The organism is Pseudomonas sp. HY13-MNA-CIBAN-0226 (genome assembly GCF_040310305.1).
Classification (GTDB): domain Bacteria; phylum Pseudomonadota; class Gammaproteobacteria; order Pseudomonadales; family Pseudomonadaceae; genus Aquipseudomonas; species Aquipseudomonas gregormendelii.
The window spans coordinates 149,989-170,798 of the sequence record NZ_JBEOPS010000017.1 but is presented as its reverse complement, the minus strand read 5'-3'; the positions used below and the strand labels follow the sequence as shown (position 1 = coordinate 170,798).

The following is a 20,810-nucleotide window of genomic DNA, read 5'->3' as shown; positions in this document are numbered from 1 at the left end:
GAAGATTTCGACACGGCCAAGCTTTTCAGCGAAAAACACCTGCTGAAAGCTTGACCGGTAACAGAGTATCTACAGGGGGGGGGGCAGGGATCAGAGTTCGACTTTTACCCAACTGACCGGCTGATCCAGCCAATCGGCAAACTCATCGATAAAGCTCTGTTTGAACCCTGCCTCGGCCCAATTGTTGAAGATAAACCCCAGGTTGGAAAACCCGCACTCCTGCAGGAACAGAAATCCGTTGATGTCATCTTCATGCCCGCATTCGGGGCAGGTGAAGTTATCGGTACGCCCCGGCATCCAGTCTTCCAGGCTTTCGAACAGCGCCTCGCCGACTTCCTTGCGGCACTCGGCGCAGCCCGCTTCCTCCAGAAAGCCCTTGGCCGGCGTATAGATGCAGCGCTTGGTAATGATCTCCAGGCCATTGATCGGCTCACCGAACGGCAGCGCTTGCGGGTGCAGCACCACGGCACGGGCACCGTCGGCGATCGCGTGGCCCATGCGGCTGCCGGTGCGGCCGCAGGTGGTGAGTTCTTCCTTGATGATGTTCTTGCGCACCAGCCACCGCACGACCGCCCTTGCTCGGGGTTCGTGCACCGGCAGGGTGGAGATTTTCGGGACGATGATGCTTTGAGAATTCATGGCACAAGCCTGCATGTTCTGAATGATCACCCTTGTGGGAGTGAGCCTGCTGGCGATTCGGTCGTTGCAGCCACTTTGAAGTTGCCTGACCCACCGCCATCGCGAGCAGGCTCGCTCCCACATGGATTTGCGGCCGGCAGCTTAATCCCTGACGCACTCAGGTCAAGTACTCAAATAACGCCCGATCAACGCGATCCCGCTGGCCAGCACCAGCCAGGTCACCAGCCGCACGAACGCCTCGCGGGACAACCTCAGGGTCAACCGCCGGCCAACCCACAACCCACCGCCATGGCCGGCAACAAACACAGCGCCAGTAACAACAAGGGTAGCTCGGCGTACACCCCTGCGACAGCGAACAGGCGGCAGACAACCGGGTTGGACGGGCTTTGACCCACAGGCTGTAAATCCCGTAGGCGCTGATAAACAATTGCGTGGCCCAGGTGACTACCTGGACAGCCAAGACGGCGCCTCCATGGACATTTCAAAAATACCCTGCAGGCGCTGCCGCAGGCTGCGATCTTTTGATCTGGATTTTCGGCGAAGCAGGCATTTTTCAAGATCAAAAGATCGCAGCCTGCGGCGGCTCCTACGGGGATCGTGCATTGCGCAGGAGATTGCCTTTATCATGCGCCCCATGATTAAAGATCCCTTTGCAAGACTCGGCCTGGACCGTGAAGTCCTGACTGTCAGCCAGCTCAACGGCCGCGCGCGGGTGTTGCTGGAAGACGTGTTCAGCAACATCTGGGTCGAAGGCGAAATTTCCAACCTCGCCCGCCCGGCGTCCGGCCATGTGTATTTCACCCTCAAAGACAGCGGCGCCCAGGTGCGTTGCGCACTGTTTCGGCAAAACGCCGCGCGGGTCCGCCAGGCGCTGAAGGATGGCCTGGCGGTGAAGGTGCGCGGCAAGGTTTCGCTTTTCGAGGGCCGTGGTGATTACCAACTGATCCTCGACACCGTGGAGCCGGCCGGTGACGGAGCGCTGCGGTTGGCGTTCGATGCGCTGAAGGAAAAACTCAGCGCTGAAGGCCTGTTCAGTGCCGAACGCAAAGTGGCGCTGCCGGCGCATCCGCAACGCATCGGCATCATCAGTTCGCCGACGGGGGCGGTGATTCGCGACATCATCAGCGTGTTCCGCCGCCGTGCTCCGCAGGTTCAACTGACGTTGATCCCGACGGCCGTGCAAGGTCGCGAAGCCACGGCCCAGATTGTCAGGGCACTGAAGCTGGCGGATGCCCGAGGCTTTGACGCGTTGATCCTGGCCCGTGGTGGCGGCTCGCTGGAAGACCTCTGGTGTTTCAACGAAGAAGCCGTAGCCCGCGCCGTGGACGCCTGCGTGACGCCGATTGTCAGCGCGGTCGGTCACGAGACCGATGTGTCGATCAGTGACTTCGTCGCCGACGTACGCGCCCCTACCCCTTCGGCGGCTGCGGAGTTACTCGCGCCGGACTCCAGCGACCTGGTGCGCCGTGTCGAAAGCCTGCATCGGCGCCTGGTGATGCGCATTCGCGATCGCCTGATGCGCGATCGTCTGCGCCTGGAGGGCATGTCCCGGCGCCTGCGTCATCCCGGTGAGCGCCTGCGTCAGCAAGCGCAACGCCTTGACGACCTGGACATGCGCATGCGCCGGGCTTTCGAGCGCAGCCTCAACACCCGTCGCGAACGTTTGATCCGCCTGGAAACCCGCCTCGCCGGCCAGCATCCCGGGCGCCAATTGGCGATGCTGCGCCAGCGCCTCGACAGTCTCGCGGAACGCCTGCCCAGGGCCATGCGCGAAGGGCTCAAGGACCGGCGCATGCAGCTGCAAAACCAGATGCAAACGTTGCACGTGGTCAGCCCCCTGGCGACCCTTGGCCGCGGCTACAGCATCCTGTTGGATGAACGCGGTAATGCGATTCGTAACGCCGCCCAGACCCACACCGGCCAGCGCCTCAAAGCCAGGCTGGGCGAAGGCGAGCTGCAAGTCAGGGTCGAAGACAATCACCTGACGCCCGTCACCCTTTCTTTACTGGATTGATCCATGCCGCGCATTCTCGCCTCGCTGTTTTTCTTGTGCCTGACCTTCAACGCCCACGCCGACAGCTACATCACTCGCTTGCTCAACAAACCGGTGCCGGGCGGCGTGGCGGTGGTGGACCTGGGCACCTCTGCGCAACCACCCAAGGCCAGCTATCAAGGCAAGCCGGTGCTGGTGGTAAAGGAACAGAACAACTGGCTGGCCATTGTCGGCGTGCCGCTGACGGTCAAGCCTGGCCACCAGCAAGTCAGCAGCGGCGGGCGCAACCTGGTGTTCACCGTTGGCAGCAAGAAGTACCCGGAACAGCACATCACCCTGAAAAACACCCAGCAGGTCAACCCGAACCCGGCCAACCTCAAGCGCATTGAGGGCGAGCTGGCCGAGCAGATCAAGGCCTACCGCACCTTCAGCCCGAACACCCCGAGCAACCTGCTGCTGGACAAACCGGTCAACGGCCCCCTCTCCAGCAAGTTCGGCGTGCGTCGCTTCTTCAACGGCGAAGAACGCAACGCCCACTCCGGCCTGGACTTCGCCGTACCCGCCGGCACCCCGATCAAGACCCCCGCCGCCGGCAAGGTGATCCTGATCGGCAACTACTTCTTCAACGGCAACACGGTGTTCGTCGACCACGGCCAGGGCTTTATCAGCATGTTCTGCCACATGTCGAAAATCGACGTGAACGTCGGCCAGCAAATGCCTCGCGGCGGCGTAGTCGGCAAAGTCGGCGCCACCGGCCGCGCCACCGGCCCGCACATGCACTGGAATGTGAGCCTGAATGATGCGCGGGTGGATCCGGCGATTTTCATTGGGGCGTTTCAGCCGTAAGTGATCCCCCCATCAATCAGCGCACGGCTGAGAAAGCGGGTTTGATCGTAGCTCAATCGATGCGAGCAAACCGCTCGATCTGAGGCTGCTCGCGGTGCTCGGCCTGCCACAAATCGTAGCTGCACTGCATGGCCAGCCAGGTTTGGGCCTTGCTGATGCCAGCGCGCTCCAAACGTACAGCCAGATCGGGACTGATAGGCGCGTGCCCATGCAATATTCTGGAAAAAGTTTCCCGGGCATACCCGAGACGTCGAGCCATTTCAGTAATGGTGATCCCCAGTCCGGGAACCACGTCCTCAAGCAAGATTTCGCCAGGATGAGGAGGATTGTGCATACCCATTCAGCTGCCTCTGCTCAGTGGTAGTCAAGATAATCAACCAGCTCGACGTGGTCGTCGAACATGCGAAAAATGATGCGCCAGTACCACTTATGCTGACCGACCAATAGTCAGCCAGCTCGCCTCTCAAACTATGGAATCGCCAACCGGGGAGATCCAGCTCACTTGAGTGGCGGGCGCTGTCCAGGATGAGGAGGACTCGACGCAAGCGCTTTGCATGATTCGTGTTGATGCCTTTGGTTGAACCAGTCTCATAGAAAGCTCTGAGGCCTTTATGTTTCCAGCTGACAATCATGCGAGGACTGTGACGCGATACATCACACACCGCAATGGCTTATCGGAGGATTTTTGATCGGGCTTCATGGGGTCGGTCACTCAGGTATTTAAACCCAGGAAACTAGAGATTCGGGTTCCGAGCGACAACCCTAAAAACTTGTAGGAACCCTGCGAAGCACACGTCAGACGGAGCTTATAGGCAACAAAAAACCCGCCGACCAAACTGGCCCAGCGGGTTTCCTGCCTCAGCAACCAGAGATCAATAATCCTCCAGCCGCCATACCTCGTAAGCCGGTGTCTCATACGGGTGACTGAGCTTCAACGCGGCCACCACGGCCACGATCAGCTCATCCGCCACGACCAGCTCGACTTTCCATTCCTCCACCTGCTCGACCTCGCCAGCCTCGCCAATGAACGGCTGACTGCCGTCCAGCGGGCGGAACTGGCCTTGGCCCAGGACCTGCCACGAACAGTGGTCATAGGCACCGATTCGACCGCCACCGGCAGCGAACACAGCACTCTTGACCCCATCGACGTGGCTGGTCGGAACGAAAAAGGCGAGCTTGAACATGGGGCTTAGTTCACCCACACGCGAGCGTTGCGGAACATGCGCATCCACGGCGCGTCTTCGTTCCAGTCTTCCGAGCGCCACGAGTTCTGCACGGCGCGGAATACACGCTCAGGGTGCGGCATCATGATGGTCACGCGACCGTCACGGCTGGTCAGCCCGGTGATGCCGCGCGGCGAGCCGTTCGGGTTGGCCGGATACTTCTCGGTGACCTTGCCGTGGTTGTCGACGAAACGCATCGCCACGCACCCCGACAGATCGGCTTCGAGCAAGGCTTCTTCGCTGGCGAACTCGGCATGGCCTTCACCGTGGGCGATGGCGATCGGCATACGCGAACCGGCCATGCCCTGGAGGAAGATCGAGTTCGATTCCTGGACCTGAACCATCGCCACGCGCGCTTCGAACTGCTCGGAACGGTTGCGCACGAAGTGTGGCCAGAACTCGCTGCCCGGGATCAGCTCATGCAGGTTGGACATCATCTGGCAACCGTTGCACACACCGAGAGTGAAGCTGTCGTTGCGTTCGAAGAAGCCCTGGAACGCATCGCGAGCACGGCTGTTGAACAGCGCGGACTTGGCCCAGCCTTCGCCGGCACCCAGTACGTCGCCGTAGGAGAAACCACCGCAGGCTACCAGGCCCTTGAACTCGTTCAGGTCGACACGGCCGGCCAGGATGTCGCTCATGTGCACGTCAATGGCGTTGAAGCCGGCGCGATCAAATGCCGCCGCCATTTCCACCTGACCGTTGACGCCCTGCTCACGCAATACGGCAACCTGTGGACGAATGCCTTTCTTGATGTAAGGCGCAGCGACGTCCTGGTTGACGTCAAAGCTCAGCTTGACGCTCAGGCCCGGGTTGTCTTCTTCCAGCAGCACGTCGAACTCTTGTTCGGCGCAGTCGACGTTGTCGCGCAGACGCTGGATCTGGTAGCTGGTTTCAGCCCAGGTACGTTGCAGCAGACGACGCTGGCCTTCGAATACGGTTTCGCCGTTGAACGTGATGTTGATCTGGCCATTGTTCATTGGCTGACCGATCACCGACACGCAGTCGCCCAGACCGGCCGCGCTGAACTGCGCGAGGATGTCTGGCGTGGCGTCCTGACGAACCTGGATCACGGCGCCCAGTTCTTCGTTGAACAGGATCGCGGCGATGTCAGCGGAGGTTTCTGCCAGACCATCGAGATTCAGGCTCAGGCCGCAGTGACCGGCAAACGCCATTTCCACTACGCTGGTCAGCAGGCCACCGTCGGAACGGTCGTGGTAAGCCAGCAGGTGACCATCGGCGTTGAGGCCCTGGATCACTGCGAAGAAGGCTTTCAGGTCTTCGGCATCATCGACGTCCGGCGCTTGCGAGCCGAGCTTGCCGTGAACCTGGGCCAGGATCGAGGCGCCCATGCGGTTCTGGCCACGGCCCAGGTCGATCAGGATCAGGTCGGTGGTGCCCTTGTCCATGCGCAGTTCCGGAGTCAGGGTCTGACGGATGTCAGCCACTGGCGCGAAACCGGTCACGATCAGGGACATCGGCGAGGTGACGGTCTTGTCTTCGCCGTTATCGTTCCAGCGGGTGGCCATGGACATGGAGTCCTTGCCCACCGGGATGGTGATACCCAGGTCCGGGCACAATTCCATGCCAACTGCCTTCACGGTGTCGTACAGACGTGCGTCTTCACCCGGGTGACCGGCCGCGGACATCCAGTTCGCCGACAGTTTGATGTCGGAGATCTTGTTGATGCGCGAAGCGGCGATGTTGGTCAGGGTCTCACCAATGGCCATGCGGCCCGACGCCGGAGCGTCCAGCAGAGCCAGCGGAGTCCGCTCGCCCATGGCCATGGCTTCACCGGTGTAGACGTCGAAGCTGGTGGCGGTGACGGCAACGTCGGCCACTGGAACCTGCCACGGGCCGACCATCTGGTCACGGGCCACGAGGCCGGTGATGGTGCGGTCGCCGATGGTGATCAGGAAGCTTTTGCTGGCGACGGCCGGGTGATGCAGAACGCGTTCAACGCAGTCGGCGATCTCGAGCGTCGCCGGATCGAAGTCATCGCCCAGTTCGTTTTCACGAACAGCCGAGCGGTGCATGCGCGGAGCCTTGCCCAGCAGCACTTCGAGTGGCATGTCCACCGGGTTGTTGCCGAAGTGACTGTCGGTAACGGTCAGTTGCGGCTCGGCAGTGGCTTCGCCGACGACGGCAAACGGGCAACGCTCGCGTTCGCAGATCGCCTGGAAGCGTTCGAAGTCCGCAGGGCCAACCGCCAGGACGTAACGTTCCTGGGATTCGTTACTCCAGATTTCGTGCGGGGCCATGCCCGGCTCGTCGTTTGGAATGTTGCGCAGTTCGAAGCGACCGCCACGGTTGCCGTCGTTGACCAGTTCCGGGAAAGCGTTGGACAGGCCGCCGGCGCCGACGTCATGGATGAAGCTGATCGGGTTCTTGTCACCCAACTGCCAGCAACGGTCGATGACTTCCTGGCAGCGACGTTCCATTTCCGGGTTTTCGCGCTGTACGGATGCAAAATCCAGGTCAGCCGAGCTGGTGCCGGTGGCCATGGAGGAAGCCGCGCCGCCACCCAGGCCGATCAACATGGCCGGGCCACCGAGGACGATCAGCTTGGAGCCGACAATGATCTCGCCTTTCTGTACGTGTTCGGCACGGATGTTACCCATGCCGCCGGCCAGCATGATCGGCTTGTGGTAACCGCGAACCTCGTCGCCACGGGGAGTGGTGATCGACTGTTCGAAGGTACGGAAGTAGCCGGTCAGGGCGGGACGGCCGAATTCGTTGTTGAACGCGGCGCCACCCAGTGGGCCTTCGATCATGATGTCCAGCGCGGTAACGATGCGCTCAGGCTTGCCGTACGGCACTTCCCACGGCTGTTCGAAGCCCGGGATCTGCAGGTTCGACACGGTGAAACCAGTGAGGCCAGCCTTTGGCTTGGCGCCGCGACCGGTAGCGCCTTCGTCGCGGATCTCGCCACCGGAACCGGTGGATGCGCCCGGGAACGGGGCGATCGCGGTCGGGTGGTTGTGGGTTTCCACCTTCATCAGGATGTGCACCGGCTCCTGCACCGCGCCGTACTGGCGGGTTTCAGGGTCCGGGAAGAAACGACCGGCGACGTTACCGACGATCACCGAGGCGTTGTCCTTGTAAGCGGACAGGACGCCTTCGCTGTGCATCTGGTAGGTGTTCTTGATCATGCCGAACAGGCTTTTTTCCTGGCTCTGACCGTCGATGTCCCAACTGGCGTTGAAGATCTTGTGACGGCAGTGCTCGGAGTTGGCCTGGGCGAACATCATCAGTTCGATGTCGTGTGGGTTGCGCTTCAAGCCGACGAAAGCGTTGACCAGATAGTCGATCTCGTCTTCGGCCAGGGCCAGACCCAGCTCGGTGTTGGCTTTTTCCAGCGCGGCGCGGCCGCCGCCCAACACGTCGATCGCGGTCAGGGGCTTGGGCTCGGCGTGGCTGAACAGACCTGCGGCCTGCTCCAGGTTGGCCAGGACGATCTGGGTCATGCGGTCGTGCAAGGCGTCCGAGATCAGCTGCGCTTCAGTTTCGCTGAACTGGCCGGCGACATAGAAGGCGATGCCGCGCTCAAGGCGCTGGATCTTGCCCAGGCCGCAGTTGCGAGCGATGTCGCTGGCTTTGCTGGACCAGGGCGAGATGGTGCCGAAACGTGGCAACACCAGGAACAGACGACCGGTCGGCTCCTGGACTGGAACACTTGGGCCGTACTTCAGAAGGCGCGCGAGCACCTGCTGTTCGTCGCCGGTCAGGACGCCGGTAACCTCGGCGAAGTGAGCGAATTCAGCATACAAGCCGCTGACAGCCGGGACGCATCGGCGAAGTTGCTCAAGGAGTTTGCTGTGGCGAAAGGCAGAAAGGGCAGGAGCGCCGCGCAGGATCAACATCTTCGGGACAGCCTCGGGAAGGGGTGTGCTTTGAGGCCGTGCATTCTAGCCTAAACCGCCCGTGACATCACCCGAAACGGTACGCACGGCCGTACCCGAACGTCGGGCCGGGGTTTCAGGGCAGAAACAGGAGGCGTTCAGCGCTTATTTTTTCCATCAAGAAGCGCCGTAAAAGCCCATTCCTGCGGGTTGTGCGCCGTTTTTTGCTGCTCTAGCAGACTGGCCCAGTGCTGTCGAGATATGGCGCTCGTGGTCCTTTGCGTATACTGCGCAGATGTTTTCCCCAACGGCTTTGCGTCCGCGGTACGCCAAATGGCTGATCGCAACCGGACTCTTCCTGATGCTTGGTGGCTGTGTTGATAAACCCAACACACTCGAGCGTGTAAAGGAGGATGGCGTGCTGCGGGTGGTTACCCGAAACAGCCCCGCCACCTACTTTCAGGATCGCAGCGGTGAAACCGGCTTTGAATACGAGCTGGTGAAACGTTTCGCCGACGATCTGGGGGTCGAGCTGAAAATCGAAACCGCCGATAATCTGGACGACCTGTTCAATCAGGTGGGCAAGCCCAACGGCCCTGTGCTGGCTGCTGCCGGACTGGTCAGCAGCGAGCAACGCAAAAAGCAGGTGCGGTTCTCCCACTCCTACCTGGAAGTCACCCCGCAGATCATCTATCGCAACGGCCAGTCACGGCCTACCGATGCGGGGGATCTGGTGGGCAAGAAGATCATGGTGCTCAAGGGCAGCACCCATGCCGAGCAACTGGCAGAGCTTAAACGGAAATTTCCGCGCATTGAATACGAAGAGTCCGACGCCGTCGAAGTCGTGGACCTGTTGCGCATGGTCGATGAAGGCCAGATCGACCTGACCCTGGTCGACTCCAACGAAGTGGCGATGAACCAGGTCTACTTCCCCAACGTGCGGGTCGCCTTTGACCTGGGTGACGCCAGCAACCAGAGCTGGGCCGTGGCGGCAGGCGAAGACAACAGCCTGCTCAACGAGATCAACGACTACCTCGACAAGGTCAAGAAGAACGGCACCCTGCAACGTTTGAAGGACCGCTACTACGGTCACGTCGACGTGCTCGGCTACATGGGCGCCACGACCTTCGCCCAGCATTTGCAGCAACGGCTGCCCAAGTACGAACAGCACTTCAAGGCCTACGCCAAGAAAGAAAAGGTCGACTGGCGCCTGCTGGCGGCGGTGGGTTATCAGGAATCCCTGTGGCAGGCCGCAGTGACGTCCAAGACCGGCGTGCGTGGCCTGATGATGCTGACCCAGAACACTGCGCAGGCCATGGGCGTGTCCAATCGCCTGGACCCCAAGCAGAGCATCATGGGCGGCGCCAAGTACCTGGCTTACATGAAGGAACAGCTGGACGATTCAATCAAGGAGCCAGACCGCACCTGGTTTGCCCTGGCGGCCTACAACGTCGGCAGCGGCCACCTGGATGACGCGCGCAAGCTGACCGCCAAGGAAGGGCTGAATCCGAACAAATGGCTGGACGTGAAGAAGATCCTGCCGCGCCTGTCGCAGAAGCAGTGGTACAGCAAGACCCGCTATGGTTATGCCCGGGGCGGCGAGCCGGTGCATTTTGTGGCGAACATCCGCCGGTATTACGACATCCTGACCTGGGTGACACAGCCGCAGCTTGAGGGTGATCAGGTGGCTGAAGGCAATTTGCATGTGCCGGGGATCGACAAGTCCAAACCGAACCAGGAATCGCCGCAGCTTTAAAGCAAAAAGATCGTCCGAACGCGGCTCGAGCCTCCGGCACCTCCTACAGGGTTATGCGTACACCTGTAGGAGCTGCCGGAGGCTGCGATCTTTTGATCTTAGCCTTTCAACGCCGCTGCCAGAATCAGCGATTTCATCTCCGACACCGCCGACTTGAAGCCGACAAATAGCGCATGCGCCACCAGCGCGTGGCCGATATTAAGTTCGTTGATGCCCTTGATCGCAGCCACCGCTTCAACGTTGTGGTAGTGCAGACCGTGGCCGGCGTTGACGATCAAACCCTGGGCCAGACCAAAAGCCACGCCATCCGCTACACGCTTGAGCTCTTCAGCCACTTGCGTCGGCGTCTCGGCGTCCGCGTAACGCCCCGTGTGCAGCTCGATGGCCGGCGCACCCACTCGGCGGGACGCTTCGATCTGGCGCTCGTCCGCGTCGATGAACAACGACACCTCGCAGCCAATTTTCGCCAGTCGGTCCACCGCCGCCTTGATCCGAGCCTCCTGCCCCGCTACATCCAGCCCGCCTTCAGTGGTCAGCTCCTGGCGAGTTTCCGGGACCAGGCAAATGTGCGCAGGGCGGATGCGCTCGGCGAACACCATCATCTCTTCGGTGACGCCCATCTCGAAGTTCATGCGGGTCTGCAGCACATCCTTGAGCAGCAGCACGTCGCGTTCCTGGATATGGCGACGGTCTTCGCGCAGGTGCACGGTGATGCCGTCAGCGCCCGCCTCTTCCGCGTCCAGTGCGGCCTTGACCGGATCCGGGTAACGAGTGCCCCGGGCCTGACGCAGGGTGGCAACGTGGTCGATGTTCACGCCAAGAAGAATGCGATTGCTGGTGGTCACGGAAGCGCTCCTGAAGAGGGGAAAGTTCGGTGCACAGCATACACGGGGATTTTACGGCTTTCGAAACAACTCTCGGGAAACCAGGGGACGACCGCCCAGATGCACGGCAAGTGCCTGGCGCATCAACCGTTTGGCGGCCGATAAAGCACCCGGTGCCGACCAGTCCGCTTCGGCCATGGCCAGCAATTCAGTGCCGTTGAACAGTCCGGGCTGCAACAGGTACACCCGCTCCAGTCCCGCGTCCACCTGCAGGCGATACAGACCGTCCGGCGCTACAGGCTCACCGTGGATATCAGTGCCGAGCGCGAAGCCGTAGCCCAGATCATCGAGCAACCGCCATTCAAAGGAGCGCAGCAACGGCTCCAGCGGACGACCTTCGGCCAGCGCCAGCAACGTCGCGGCGTAGTGGTCGAACACACCCGGCAGCGGGTCTTCGGCGGGTAGCAGGCGAATCAGCAGCTCATTGAGGTACAGGCCACTGAACAGCGCTTCGCCGTTGAGCCAGGTGGAAACCCCCGAGGCCTCCATCCGCCCGACGTTCTTCAGCTCCCCTCGCCCGCGAAATTCGACTTCCAGGGGCACGAAGGGCCTGGCCAAGGTCCCGGCCTTGCCCCGCGCACTGCGCAACACCGCCCGTAGCCGACCTTGCGGCGTAAGGAAGTCGACCAACGCGCTGCTCTCGCGGTAGGCGCGAGAGTGGAGTACGAAGGCGGGCTGGGGAATGGGTGGGGTTTGCGACATGGAAGTCAGGGTTCTCGAAGAAAGTGCGCAGCTCTACAAACAACAAAAACCAATGTGGGAGCGGGCCTGCCCGCGATGGCGGACTGACATCCAACATCTATATTGAATGTTACATCCTCATCGCGGGCAAGCCCGCTCCCACAGGTTCTGCGGTGCAGCGTCGATCGGGTTTACAGGTCGCCGTAACCCAGCGAACGCAGCGCGCGCTCGTCATCGGACCAGCCGCCTTTCACTTTCACCCAGAGGTTGAGCATGATCTTGGAGTCGAACAGCAGCTCCATGTCCTTGCGCGCCTCGGTGCCGATGCGCTTGATGCGCTCGCCCTTGTCGCCAATGATGATCTTCTTCTGGCCGTCGCGCTCGACGAGGATCAAGGCATGAATATGCAGGGTCTTGCCCTGCTGCTTGAACTCTTCGATTTCGACGGTGATCTGGTACGGCAGCTCTGCACCCATCTGGCGCATGATCTTTTCGCGCACCAGTTCGGCGGCGAGGAAGCGACTGCTGCGGTCGGTGATCTGGTCTTCGGGGAAGAAGTGATCGTTTTCCGGAAGGTAGCCGGCAATCACCCGCTCCAGCGCTTCGAGGTTGTGCCCGTGCTGGGCCGAGATCGGCATGATCTGCGCGTTCGGCAGCTGCTCCTGCAACCAGCTCAGGTGCGGCATCAGCTCGGCTTTGTCTTCGATGCGATCCGTCTTGTTCAACGCCACGATCAGCGGGCCGGTCACATACTGGACGCGCTCCAGGACCATCTGGTCCTCGTCGGTCCACTTGGTGCGGTCGACTACGAAGATCACCACGTCCACGTCTTTCAAGGCTGCCGAGGCCGTCTTGTTCATGTAGCGGTTGAGGGCTTTTTCGCCACCTTTGTGCATGCCCGGAGTGTCGACGTAGATCGCCTGCACGGCGCCTTCGGTCTTGATGCCCAGCATGTTGTGGCGGGTGGTTTGCGGCTTGCGCGAAGTGATCGCGAGCTTCTGGCCGAGGATGTGGTTCAGCAACGTGGACTTGCCCACGTTGGGACGGCCGACGATGGCAACATAGCCACAGCGTGTTGCGGTTGAATCAGTCATTGCCATTCTCCACACCCAGGGCAATCAGTGCTGCGGCGGCCGCTACCTGTTCGGCAATACGACGACTCACACCCTGACCTCGGCTTTTTTCATTCAATAAGGTGATTTCACATTCGACGAAGAACGTCCGGCAATGCGGCTCACCCTGGATATCCACCACTTCGTAACGCGGCAGCTCACACCCACGCGATTGCAGGAATTCCTGCAGGCGGGTCTTTGGATCTTTGTTGGTGTCGACCAGCGTCAGGCCTTCGAACTCACCGGCCAGCCAGGCCAGCACGCGCTCGCGCGCCATGTCCATGCCCGCGTCCAGGTAGATTGCACCAATCAGCGCTTCCAGGGCATCGGCCAGAATCGACTCGCGACGGAAACCGCCGCTCTTCAACTCGCCAGAGCCCAGGCGCAGGTACTCGCCCAGATCGAAACCGCGGGCCAGTACAGCCAGGGTCTCACCTTTCACCAGGCGTGCGCGCAGACGCGACAACTGGCCTTCGCGAGCCAGCGGGAAGCGATCGAACAGCGCCTCGCCAGCGACGAAATTGAGGATGGCATCACCGAGGAATTCCAGGCGTTCGTTGTTGCGCCCGGCAAAGCTGCGGTGAGTCAGGGCCAGGACCATCAGTTCCTGGTCCTTGAAGGTGTAGCCGAGCTGACGCTCTAGACGGCTTAAGGAAACGCTCACGGTGTACCCACGCTGAGTTCGTGGCTGGATTCCACCGCCATCGCCGGGGTGCGGCGCAGGCTTGGGACAATTAACGCTGTGTTCAAAAATTACGTCCTGAATATCATTGTTTTCATGCTTCGGGCGCCGATTGTAGCGGCTCCAGAAATGCATTCGGCGCTGTGTTCAACAGCGCCGTGTGTGATTACTTGATCAGGCCAACCCGCGAGAAGTTCGGCAGGTGACTGAGTTTGGGTTCAGGCCAGCTCATCCAGACCGCGAAGGCCTTGCCGACGATATTCTTGTCGGGGACCATGCCCAGCAGGTCCTTGGGAATACTCGGATCATCCCAATAGCGACTGTCGTTGGAGTTGTCGCGGTTGTCGCCCATCATGAAGTAGTGCCCGGCAGGCACGGTCCACGAACGGTCCGGCGTTGCGCGATAGCGGCTCATTTCCTTGCGGATCAGGTGCTCGGCGACACCGAGTTTTTCCTTGTAGAGCTCGGCACTGCCCAGGGTGCCCGGCTCGGAGCCGATCAACTGCTCGGCAACGGACTCGCCGTTGACGAACAGGCGCTTGTCGGCGGTGTAGCGAATCTGGTCGCCCGGCAGGCCCACTACACGCTTGATGTAGTTGACGTTCGGATCGCTCGGATAGCGGAAAACCATCACATCGCCGCGCTGCGGGTCACCGATTTCGATCACTTTCTTGTCGATCACCGGCAAGCGGATCCCGTAGGAGAACTTGCTCACCAGAATGAAATCGCCAACGTCCAGGGTCGGTTTCATCGAGCCGGATGGAATCTGGAACGGTTCCACCAGGAACGAACGCAGCACCAGCACGATGAACAACACCGGGAAGAACGACTTGCCGTATTCGACCAGCAGCGGCTCCTTGTTCAGTTTTTCGACCACCATCCCGTCAGGCTGGCTGACGCTGCCCTGATAGGATGCAATGGCTGCACGCCGACGCGGCGCGAGAAAAACCAGATCGAGCAACGCCAACAGGCCGCAGACGAACACGGCGATGACCAGCAACAGCGGGAAATTTAGTGACATAGGACCTAACTATCCAACCTGAGCACTGCAAGGAAGGCTTCTTGTGGAATTTCCACGTTGCCGACTTGCTTCATGCGTTTCTTACCGGCCTTTTGCTTTTCAAGCAGTTTCTTCTTACGGCTGACGTCGCCGCCGTAGCATTTGGCCAATACGTTCTTTCTGAGTGCCTTGACGGAGGTTCGCGCAATGATCTGCCCGCCAATGGCGGCCTGGATCGCGACGTCGAACATCTGGCGCGGAATCAGCTCTTTCATCTTCTCGGTCAACTGGCGACCTTTGTAGTGCGCGTTATCCTTGTGCACGATCAGCGCCAGGGCGTCGACCTTGTCACCGTTGATCAGCACATCCAGTTTCACCAGGTTAGCCGACTGATAACGATCGAAATGGTAGTCCAGCGAAGCATAGCCGCGGCTGGTGGACTTCAGGCGATCGAAGAAGTCCAGGACCACTTCGTTCATCGGCAGATCGTAGGTCACCTGGACCTGGGTACCGAGGAACAGCATGTCGTGCTGCACGCCACGCTTCTCGATGCACAGGGTAATGACGTTGCCCAGGTGCTCTTGCGGCACAAGAATGTTGGCCCGCACGATCGGCTCGCGCATGTCTTCGATGGAAGACAGGTCTGGAAGCTTCGACGGGTTGTCGACGTAAATCGTTTCACCGGTTTTCAGCAACAGCTCGAAAATTACCGTCGGCGCCGTGGTGATCAGGTCCAGGTCATACTCGCGCTCCAGGCGCTCCTGGATGATTTCCATGTGCAGCATGCCGAGGAACCCGCAACGGAAGCCGAAGCCCAGGGCGTCGGAACTCTCTGGGGTGTACTGCAGCGACGAGTCGTTGAGGGTGAGCTTTTGCAGGGCCTCACGGAAATCTTCGAAGTCGTCGGAGCTGACCGGAAACAGGCCGGCGTAAACCTGCGGCTGAATGCGCTTGAAACCCGGCAGGACGTCGACGTCCGGGGTTGAGCTCAAGGTCAGGGTGTCACCCACCGGCGCACCGTGAATGTCCTTGATGCCAGCGATGATGAAACCTACTTCACCGGCCTTAAGGTCAGTGGTAGCGGTATGTTTAGGGTTGAATACACCGACGCTGTCCACCAGGTGGATCTTGCCGGTGGACTTGACGAGAATCTTGTCGCCCTTCTTCACGCGGCCATGGCGCACGCGTACCAGGGAAACAACGCCCAGGTAGTTGTCGAACCAGGAGTCGATGATCAACGCTTGCAGCGGATCTTCGTAGTTGCCGGTCGGCGCAGGAATGGTGCGCACCAGACGCTCGAGGACTTCATCGACGCCCAGGCCGGTCTTGGCGCTGCACTCGACGGCATCAGTGGCATCGATGCCGATGATCTTCTCGATCTCTTCCTTCACGCGGTCCGGATCGGCCTGCGGCAGGTCGATCTTGTTCAGCACGGGCATGACTTCCAGGCCCTGCTCGATCGCCGTGTAGCAGTTGGCAACCGACTGCGCTTCCACGCCCTGGCCAGCGTCGACCACCAGCAAAGCACCCTCACAGGCCGCCAGCGAGCGGCTGACTTCATAGGTGAAGTCAACGTGGCCCGGGGTGTCGATGAAGTTCAGCTGGTACTTGATGCCATCGCGAGCGGTGTAATAAAGGGTGACGCTGTGGGCCTTGATGGTGATCCCGCGTTCACGCTCCAGGTCCATGGAGTCCAGTACCTGGGCTTCCATTTCGCGCTCGGCAAGGCCGCCGCACATCTGGATGAATCGATCGGCCAGCGTCGACTTGCCATGGTCAATGTGGGCGATGATGGAGAAATTGCGGATATGACTCAAATCACTCACGGATCAACACTCAAAAAGGCTGCAGGCATAGCCCGCGGAAAAATAGCCGGGAATTGTACCTGATCCACGGCGCAAGCGTCACCTGCGCAGGTCGGACGGCACTGACAAAAACGCCCCGGTCTCACGACAAGGGCGTTTTTCATTGGCTCGTTGTTCGGGAAATACGCGCAATCAACCGGCCCGGCGCAACAACCAGACCCCGGCCAGGGCGCACACGCTGGCAGGCACCAGCACCGCAAACAGCGGCGAGAAACCGAACACCAGGCTCGATGGCCCCAGCAGATCCTGGACGATTCGGAAGGTGAACCCCACCAGTACACCGGTGAACACCCGCTGACCGAGGGTCACCGAGCGCAGCGGACCAAAGATGAAGGAGATCGCCATCAGCACCAGTGCCGCAGTGACCAGCGGCTGCAACACCTTGACCCAAAATGCCAACCAGTAACGACCGTTATTCAGCCCCTGGTCGGCCAGGTAATGGATATACCCCCACAAACCGGAGATCGACAGAGACTCTGGCGCCATGACCACCGTGCTCAGCAGTTGCGGACTGAGGGCAACTTCCCAGCGCTCGACCTGGGCCGCAACCACTTCAGTGTTCTTCTCATGGAATACCGTGGTGGTGACATCGCTCAGCTGCCAGTGGTCCTTGTCGAACTCCGCACGCTTGGCGAAGCTGGCCGACAGCATGTGCCGCTCTTTGTCGAAGCGATAGCGGGTGACACCGTACAGCAAGCCGTTGGGTTGTACCGAGTTGACGTGAATGAACTCGTCACCCTGGCGATGCCACAGGCCGTGACGGGCACTTTGCGCGTCACCGCTGCCCTGGGCCAGCGAACGATTGGCCTGGGCAGCGCTTTCGGTGGCCGGCGCAACGTATTCGCCGATCAGGACTCCGACAACCATCAGCACCAGCATCGGCTTCATTACTGCCCAGACGATCCGGCCAATGGACACGCCAGCGGCGCGCATGATGGTCAGTTCGCTGTTGCTGGCCAGGCTGCCCAGGCCGATCAGGCAGCCGATCAATGCCGCCATCGGCAACATGTCGTACAAACGTCGGGGGGCCGTCAGCAGGACGTAACTCAGCACGTCCAGCAAGGTGTAGGTATCGCTCGCATCGCCCATCTCGTCGATGAAGGCGAACAGCGTCGCCAAACCGAGAATGATGCCCAATACGGCCAGGATGGCCACGAAAACACTGCTACCAATGTAGCGATCCAGCTTAACCACGGGCCACCTCCAGCGCGCTGCGGCGACTCGCCATCTTCAGGCGCAGGGGCTCCCAATAGAGCAAGCCCAGCCCAATCGCCAGGAAGATCCCGTGCACCCACCACAAGCCGAGGGCCATCGGGATCTTGCCTTTTTCGAGCGCGCCGCGAGCGGCAATCAGGATGGTCAGGTAGGCCATATAAAGAAGAATCGCTGGCAGCAGCTTGAGGAATCGCCCCTGGCGCGGATTCACTCGCGACAGCGGCACCGCCATCAGGGTGACAATAAAGACCAGCAACGGCAGGGACATGCGCCATTGCAATTCGGTGCGCGAGCGAACGTCATCGCTGCCAATCAGGCTGCTGGTGGGCATCGCGTCACGGTCGGTGACTTCGTCGCTGACATCCGGCTTGGGCAGCAGCACGCCGTACTCGTCGTACTTGATGGCGCGATAGTCGGCCTGGCCCGGCTTGCCGTCGTAGCGATAGCCATTGTCGAGAATCAGGTAGCGGTTGCCGTCAGGGCGGATTTCCTGGCGACCCCTCTCGGCCACCAGCACGGAAATCCCGCGATCCTTCTGGTCGGTGCTGGTGTTCTTCTGGGAAATGAACACGCCACCGAGGTTGATGCGATCGTCCGTCAGGGTCTCGGTGTAGGTCACCCGCGTTCCATCACGCAGGGCCTGGAAGCGGCCCGGCTCCAGGGTGTCGAATTCAGTCAGGGCGTCTTGCTTGTTCAGCAGCAACTGGAACTGGTTGGCCCCTTGTGGCGCCAGGCTCAGGCTCAGCCATGCCACCACCAATGCCACCAGGGTGGCCGGGAACAGGGTCATGGCGAACAGCCGTTGCTGACTCATGCCGGTGGCCGACAACACGGTCATTTCGCTTTCGAGGTACAGGCGACCGTAAGCCAGCAGAATGCCCAGAAACAGGCCCAGCGGCAGGATCAGTTGCAGGAAGCCCGGCAGACGAAACCCCATGATCAGGAACAGGGAGCCTGGATCCAGCAGGCCCGCAGCGGCCTGGGCGAGGTATTTGATGAAGCGTCCGCTCATGATGATGACCAGCAGCACGGCGCTGACGGCGCTCAAGGTCAACAGGACTTCGCGGGATAGGTAACGAAAGACAATCAAACCAGACACTCCAGGGTTGTCAGGCGAAGGCGGCCAAACAAGCAAACGTAGCAGGCGGACCGCAAAGCAGGGCCGCCGAAAAAGATGGCGCATTATCCTGTGATTGCATGCGCCTGTCACTGCGCGCGTTCGCCATGCGGGAGCTCGCTCGCGTGCTCGTCAACGATTACGCGGGACGTCTGACACTCAACGGTGCTCTCAGGTTCATCGGCGCAACGCCGCCCGGATCCAGTTCGCTCCTGCAAGAGCGGCCGGAACCGTGACGAACCTGCGACCCAGGGTTGTCAGGCGCCGCCGACGAGGTTCAAACTGCGGCCTTTGCCGCAAGCCTGCCTTGCGTACTCTATTTATAGGCAAGTTCAGACACTTGCGTGTTGATCATTGATTCAGGGGCCCCGACATGGAACTGGTTGTAAAAAGCGTTAATCCGCAAACGTTGAAAACCGCCACGCTGGTGGTTGCCGTCAGCGAAGGCCGCAAACTCGGCGCCGTGGCCAGCCAAATTGACGCACTGAGCGGCGGCGCGATCAGCGCCGTGCTCAAGCGTGGCGACCTCGCCGGCAAAGTTGGCCAGAGCCTGCTGCTGCACAGCGTGCCCAACCTCAAGGCCGAGCGCGTATTGCTGGTCGGCGTCGGCAAGGACGAAGAACTGGGTGATCGCCCATTCCGTAAAATCATCGCCGGCATCCTCAATACCCTCAAGGGCCTGAACGGCAGCGATGCGGTACTGGCACTGGACGAAGTCGTGGTCAAGGGTCGTGACAGCTACGGCAAGACCCGCCTGCTGGCTGAAACCCTGGTGGACGGCCAATACACGTTCGACCAGTTCAAGAGCCAGAAAGCCGAGCCGCGCGCCCTGAAGAAAATCACCCTGGTGACCATCAAGGCCGCCCAGGCTGAAGTCGAGCGTGCCGTGGCCCACGCTACCGCGATCGCCAACGGCATGGCGTTCACCCGCAACCTGGGCAACCTGCCGCCGAACATCTGCCACCCGACTTTCCTGGGCGAGCAGGCCAAGAGCCTGGGCAAGGAATTCAAGAGCCTGAAAGTCGAAGTCCTTGACGAGAAGAAGATCAAGGACCTGGGCATGGGCTCGTTCTACGCCGTGGGCCAGGGCAGCGCCCAGCCTCCGCGCCTGATCGTCATGCAATACAACGGCGGCAAGAAATCCGAGAAGCCGTTCGCCCTGGTCGGCAAAGGCATCACTTTCGACACCGGCGGCATCAGCCTCAAGCCGGGCGCCGGCATGGACGAAATGAAGTACGACATGGGCGGCGCCGCCAGCGTCTTCGGTACCCTGCGCGCCGTGCTCGAACTGAAACTGCCGATCAACCTGGTGTGCATCCTGGCCTGCGCCGAGAACATGCCGAGCGGCAACGCTGCGCGCCCAGGCGACATCGTCACCACCATGAGCGGCCAGACCGTGGAAATCCTCAACACCGACGCCGAAGGCCGCCTGGTGCTGTGCGACGCCCTGACCTATTCAGAACGTTTCAAGCCCCAGGCCGTGATCGACATCGCGACCCTGACCGGCGCCTGTGTCGTCGCCCTGGGCGCACACACCTCCGGCCTGCTGGGCAACAACGACGAACTGATCGGCCAGTTGCTCAGCGCCGGTCAGTCCGCAGACGACCGTGCCTGGCAGTTGCCACTGTTCGATGAGTACCAGGAACAGCTCGACAGCCCGTTTGCCGACATCGCCAACATTGGCGGGCCGAAAGCCGGCACCATCACCGCAGCCTGCTTCCTGTCGCGCTTTACCAAGAACCTCAACTGGGCGCACCTGGACATCGCCGGCACCGCTTGGACCAGCGGCGGCAAGGACAAGGGCGCCACTGGCCGTCCGGTACCCCTGCTGACCCAGTACCTGCTGGACCGCGCCAAGGCCTAAATATCGCTCACTGACCACTGTAGGAGCGAGCTTGCTCGCGAAAAACTCAAGATCACCGCGATTAACCTGGTTTCCCGCGTAATCGTTGACG

The 20,810-nt window shown here is 60.8% G+C and carries 16 protein-coding genes and 2 pseudogenes; 4 read left to right on the top strand and 14 right to left on the bottom strand.

Annotation, left to right across the window (positions count from 1 at the left end; translation table 11 throughout):
• Nucleotides 1-90: 90 nt before the first annotated feature.
• Both AAEZ05_RS19610 and AAEZ05_RS19605 read right to left on the bottom strand, forming a co-directional pair.
• Nucleotides 91-639 carry a hypothetical protein gene (locus AAEZ05_RS19610; RefSeq protein ID WP_045062141.1) on the bottom strand — a complete coding sequence of 183 codons (549 nt, stop codon included), beginning with the start codon at nt 637-639 and terminating at the stop codon, nt 91-93.
• A gap of 162 nt (nt 640-801) precedes the next feature.
• Nucleotides 802-1,066 (bottom strand): annotated as a pseudogene (locus tag AAEZ05_RS19605) (sulfite exporter TauE/SafE family protein); the annotation flags it as partial.
• A gap of 207 nt (nt 1,067-1,273) precedes the next feature.
• On the opposite strand from AAEZ05_RS19605, the gene xseA reads away from it, so the two are divergent.
• Together xseA and AAEZ05_RS19595 are read left to right on the top strand one after the other, a co-directional pair.
• On the top strand, nt 1,274-2,653 hold the full coding sequence (gene xseA / locus AAEZ05_RS19600; protein WP_045062163.1) for an exodeoxyribonuclease VII large subunit: 1,380 nt from the start codon (nt 1,274-1,276) through the stop codon (nt 2,651-2,653).
• Nucleotides 2,654-2,656: 3 nt separating this feature from the next.
• On the top strand, nt 2,657-3,478 hold the full coding sequence (locus tag AAEZ05_RS19595; RefSeq protein WP_045062140.1) for a peptidoglycan DD-metalloendopeptidase family protein: 822 nt from the start codon (nt 2,657-2,659) through the stop codon (nt 3,476-3,478).
• Between the two features lie 52 nt (nt 3,479-3,530).
• Here AAEZ05_RS19595 and AAEZ05_RS19590 read toward each other — a convergent pair whose 3' ends face one another.
• The 4 genes and pseudogenes from AAEZ05_RS19590 to purL all read right to left on the bottom strand — a co-directional run bounded on the left by AAEZ05_RS19590 (nt 3,531) and on the right by purL (nt 8,564).
• Nucleotides 3,531-3,818: a HigA family addiction module antitoxin gene (locus tag AAEZ05_RS19590; RefSeq protein ID WP_082069249.1), complete on the bottom strand. Its 288-nt coding sequence runs from the start codon at nt 3,816-3,818 to the stop codon at nt 3,531-3,533.
• Nucleotides 3,819-3,832: 14 nt separating this feature from the next.
• Nucleotides 3,833-4,110, bottom strand: a pseudogene (locus AAEZ05_RS19585) (type II toxin-antitoxin system RelE/ParE family toxin).
• Nucleotides 4,111-4,350: 240 nt separating this feature from the next.
• The gene (locus AAEZ05_RS19580) at nt 4,351-4,662 is read right to left on the bottom strand and encodes a YqfO family protein (protein WP_045062139.1); all 312 of its coding nucleotides are present in this window, start codon (nt 4,660-4,662) and stop codon (nt 4,351-4,353) included.
• A 5-nt stretch (nt 4,663-4,667) separates the two neighbouring features.
• A complete protein-coding gene (gene purL, locus AAEZ05_RS19575; protein ID WP_045062138.1) occupies nt 4,668-8,564 on the bottom strand; it encodes a phosphoribosylformylglycinamidine synthase in 3,897 nt (1,298 codons plus the stop codon).
• Nucleotides 8,565-8,838: 274 nt separating this feature from the next.
• On the opposite strand from purL, the gene mltF reads away from it, so the two are divergent.
• Nucleotides 8,839-10,299 carry a membrane-bound lytic murein transglycosylase MltF gene (gene mltF, locus AAEZ05_RS19570; protein ID WP_122838826.1) on the top strand — a complete coding sequence of 487 codons (1,461 nt, stop codon included), beginning with the start codon at nt 8,839-8,841 and terminating at the stop codon, nt 10,297-10,299.
• A 98-nt stretch (nt 10,300-10,397) separates the two neighbouring features.
• Here mltF and pdxJ read toward each other — a convergent pair whose 3' ends face one another.
• The 8 genes from pdxJ to lptF form a co-directional block, all read right to left on the bottom strand.
• Nucleotides 10,398-11,144: a pyridoxine 5'-phosphate synthase gene (pdxJ, locus tag AAEZ05_RS19565; protein WP_350648493.1), complete on the bottom strand. Its 747-nt coding sequence runs from the start codon at nt 11,142-11,144 to the stop codon at nt 10,398-10,400.
• Between the two features lie 51 nt (nt 11,145-11,195).
• On the bottom strand, nt 11,196-11,885 hold the full coding sequence (gene recO / locus AAEZ05_RS19560; RefSeq protein WP_045062136.1) for a DNA repair protein RecO: 690 nt from the start codon (nt 11,883-11,885) through the stop codon (nt 11,196-11,198).
• A gap of 170 nt (nt 11,886-12,055) precedes the next feature.
• Nucleotides 12,056-12,958, bottom strand: a complete 903-nt coding sequence (gene era, locus AAEZ05_RS19555) for a GTPase Era (RefSeq protein ID WP_059403406.1) — start codon at nt 12,956-12,958, stop codon at nt 12,056-12,058.
• Nucleotides 12,951-13,640, bottom strand: coding sequence for a ribonuclease III (gene rnc / locus AAEZ05_RS19550; protein WP_010463056.1), 690 nt, complete (start codon nt 13,638-13,640; stop codon nt 12,951-12,953). The genes era and rnc overlap by 8 nt, the downstream gene beginning before the upstream one ends.
• A 184-nt stretch (nt 13,641-13,824) precedes the next feature.
• Nucleotides 13,825-14,679 carry a signal peptidase I gene (lepB, locus tag AAEZ05_RS19545; protein ID WP_045062134.1) on the bottom strand — a complete coding sequence of 285 codons (855 nt, stop codon included), beginning with the start codon at nt 14,677-14,679 and terminating at the stop codon, nt 13,825-13,827.
• 5 nt (nt 14,680-14,684) lie between these two features.
• The gene (gene lepA / locus AAEZ05_RS19540; protein ID WP_045062133.1) at nt 14,685-16,484 is read right to left on the bottom strand and encodes a translation elongation factor 4; all 1,800 of its coding nucleotides are present in this window, start codon (nt 16,482-16,484) and stop codon (nt 14,685-14,687) included.
• A gap of 171 nt (nt 16,485-16,655) precedes the next feature.
• Nucleotides 16,656-17,717, bottom strand: a complete 1,062-nt coding sequence (lptG, locus tag AAEZ05_RS19535; RefSeq protein WP_350648491.1) for an LPS export ABC transporter permease LptG — start codon at nt 17,715-17,717, stop codon at nt 16,656-16,658.
• The gene (gene lptF, locus AAEZ05_RS19530) at nt 17,710-18,828 is read right to left on the bottom strand and encodes an LPS export ABC transporter permease LptF (RefSeq protein WP_045062131.1); all 1,119 of its coding nucleotides are present in this window, start codon (nt 18,826-18,828) and stop codon (nt 17,710-17,712) included. Before lptF ends, lptG begins: the two co-directional genes overlap by 8 nt.
• Nucleotides 18,829-19,228: 400 nt before the next feature.
• Here lptF and AAEZ05_RS19525 point away from each other — a divergent pair, with 400 nt between their 5' ends.
• A complete protein-coding gene (locus AAEZ05_RS19525; RefSeq protein WP_350648489.1) occupies nt 19,229-20,719 on the top strand; it encodes a leucyl aminopeptidase in 1,491 nt (496 codons plus the stop codon).
• Nucleotides 20,720-20,810: the final 91 nt, after the last annotated feature.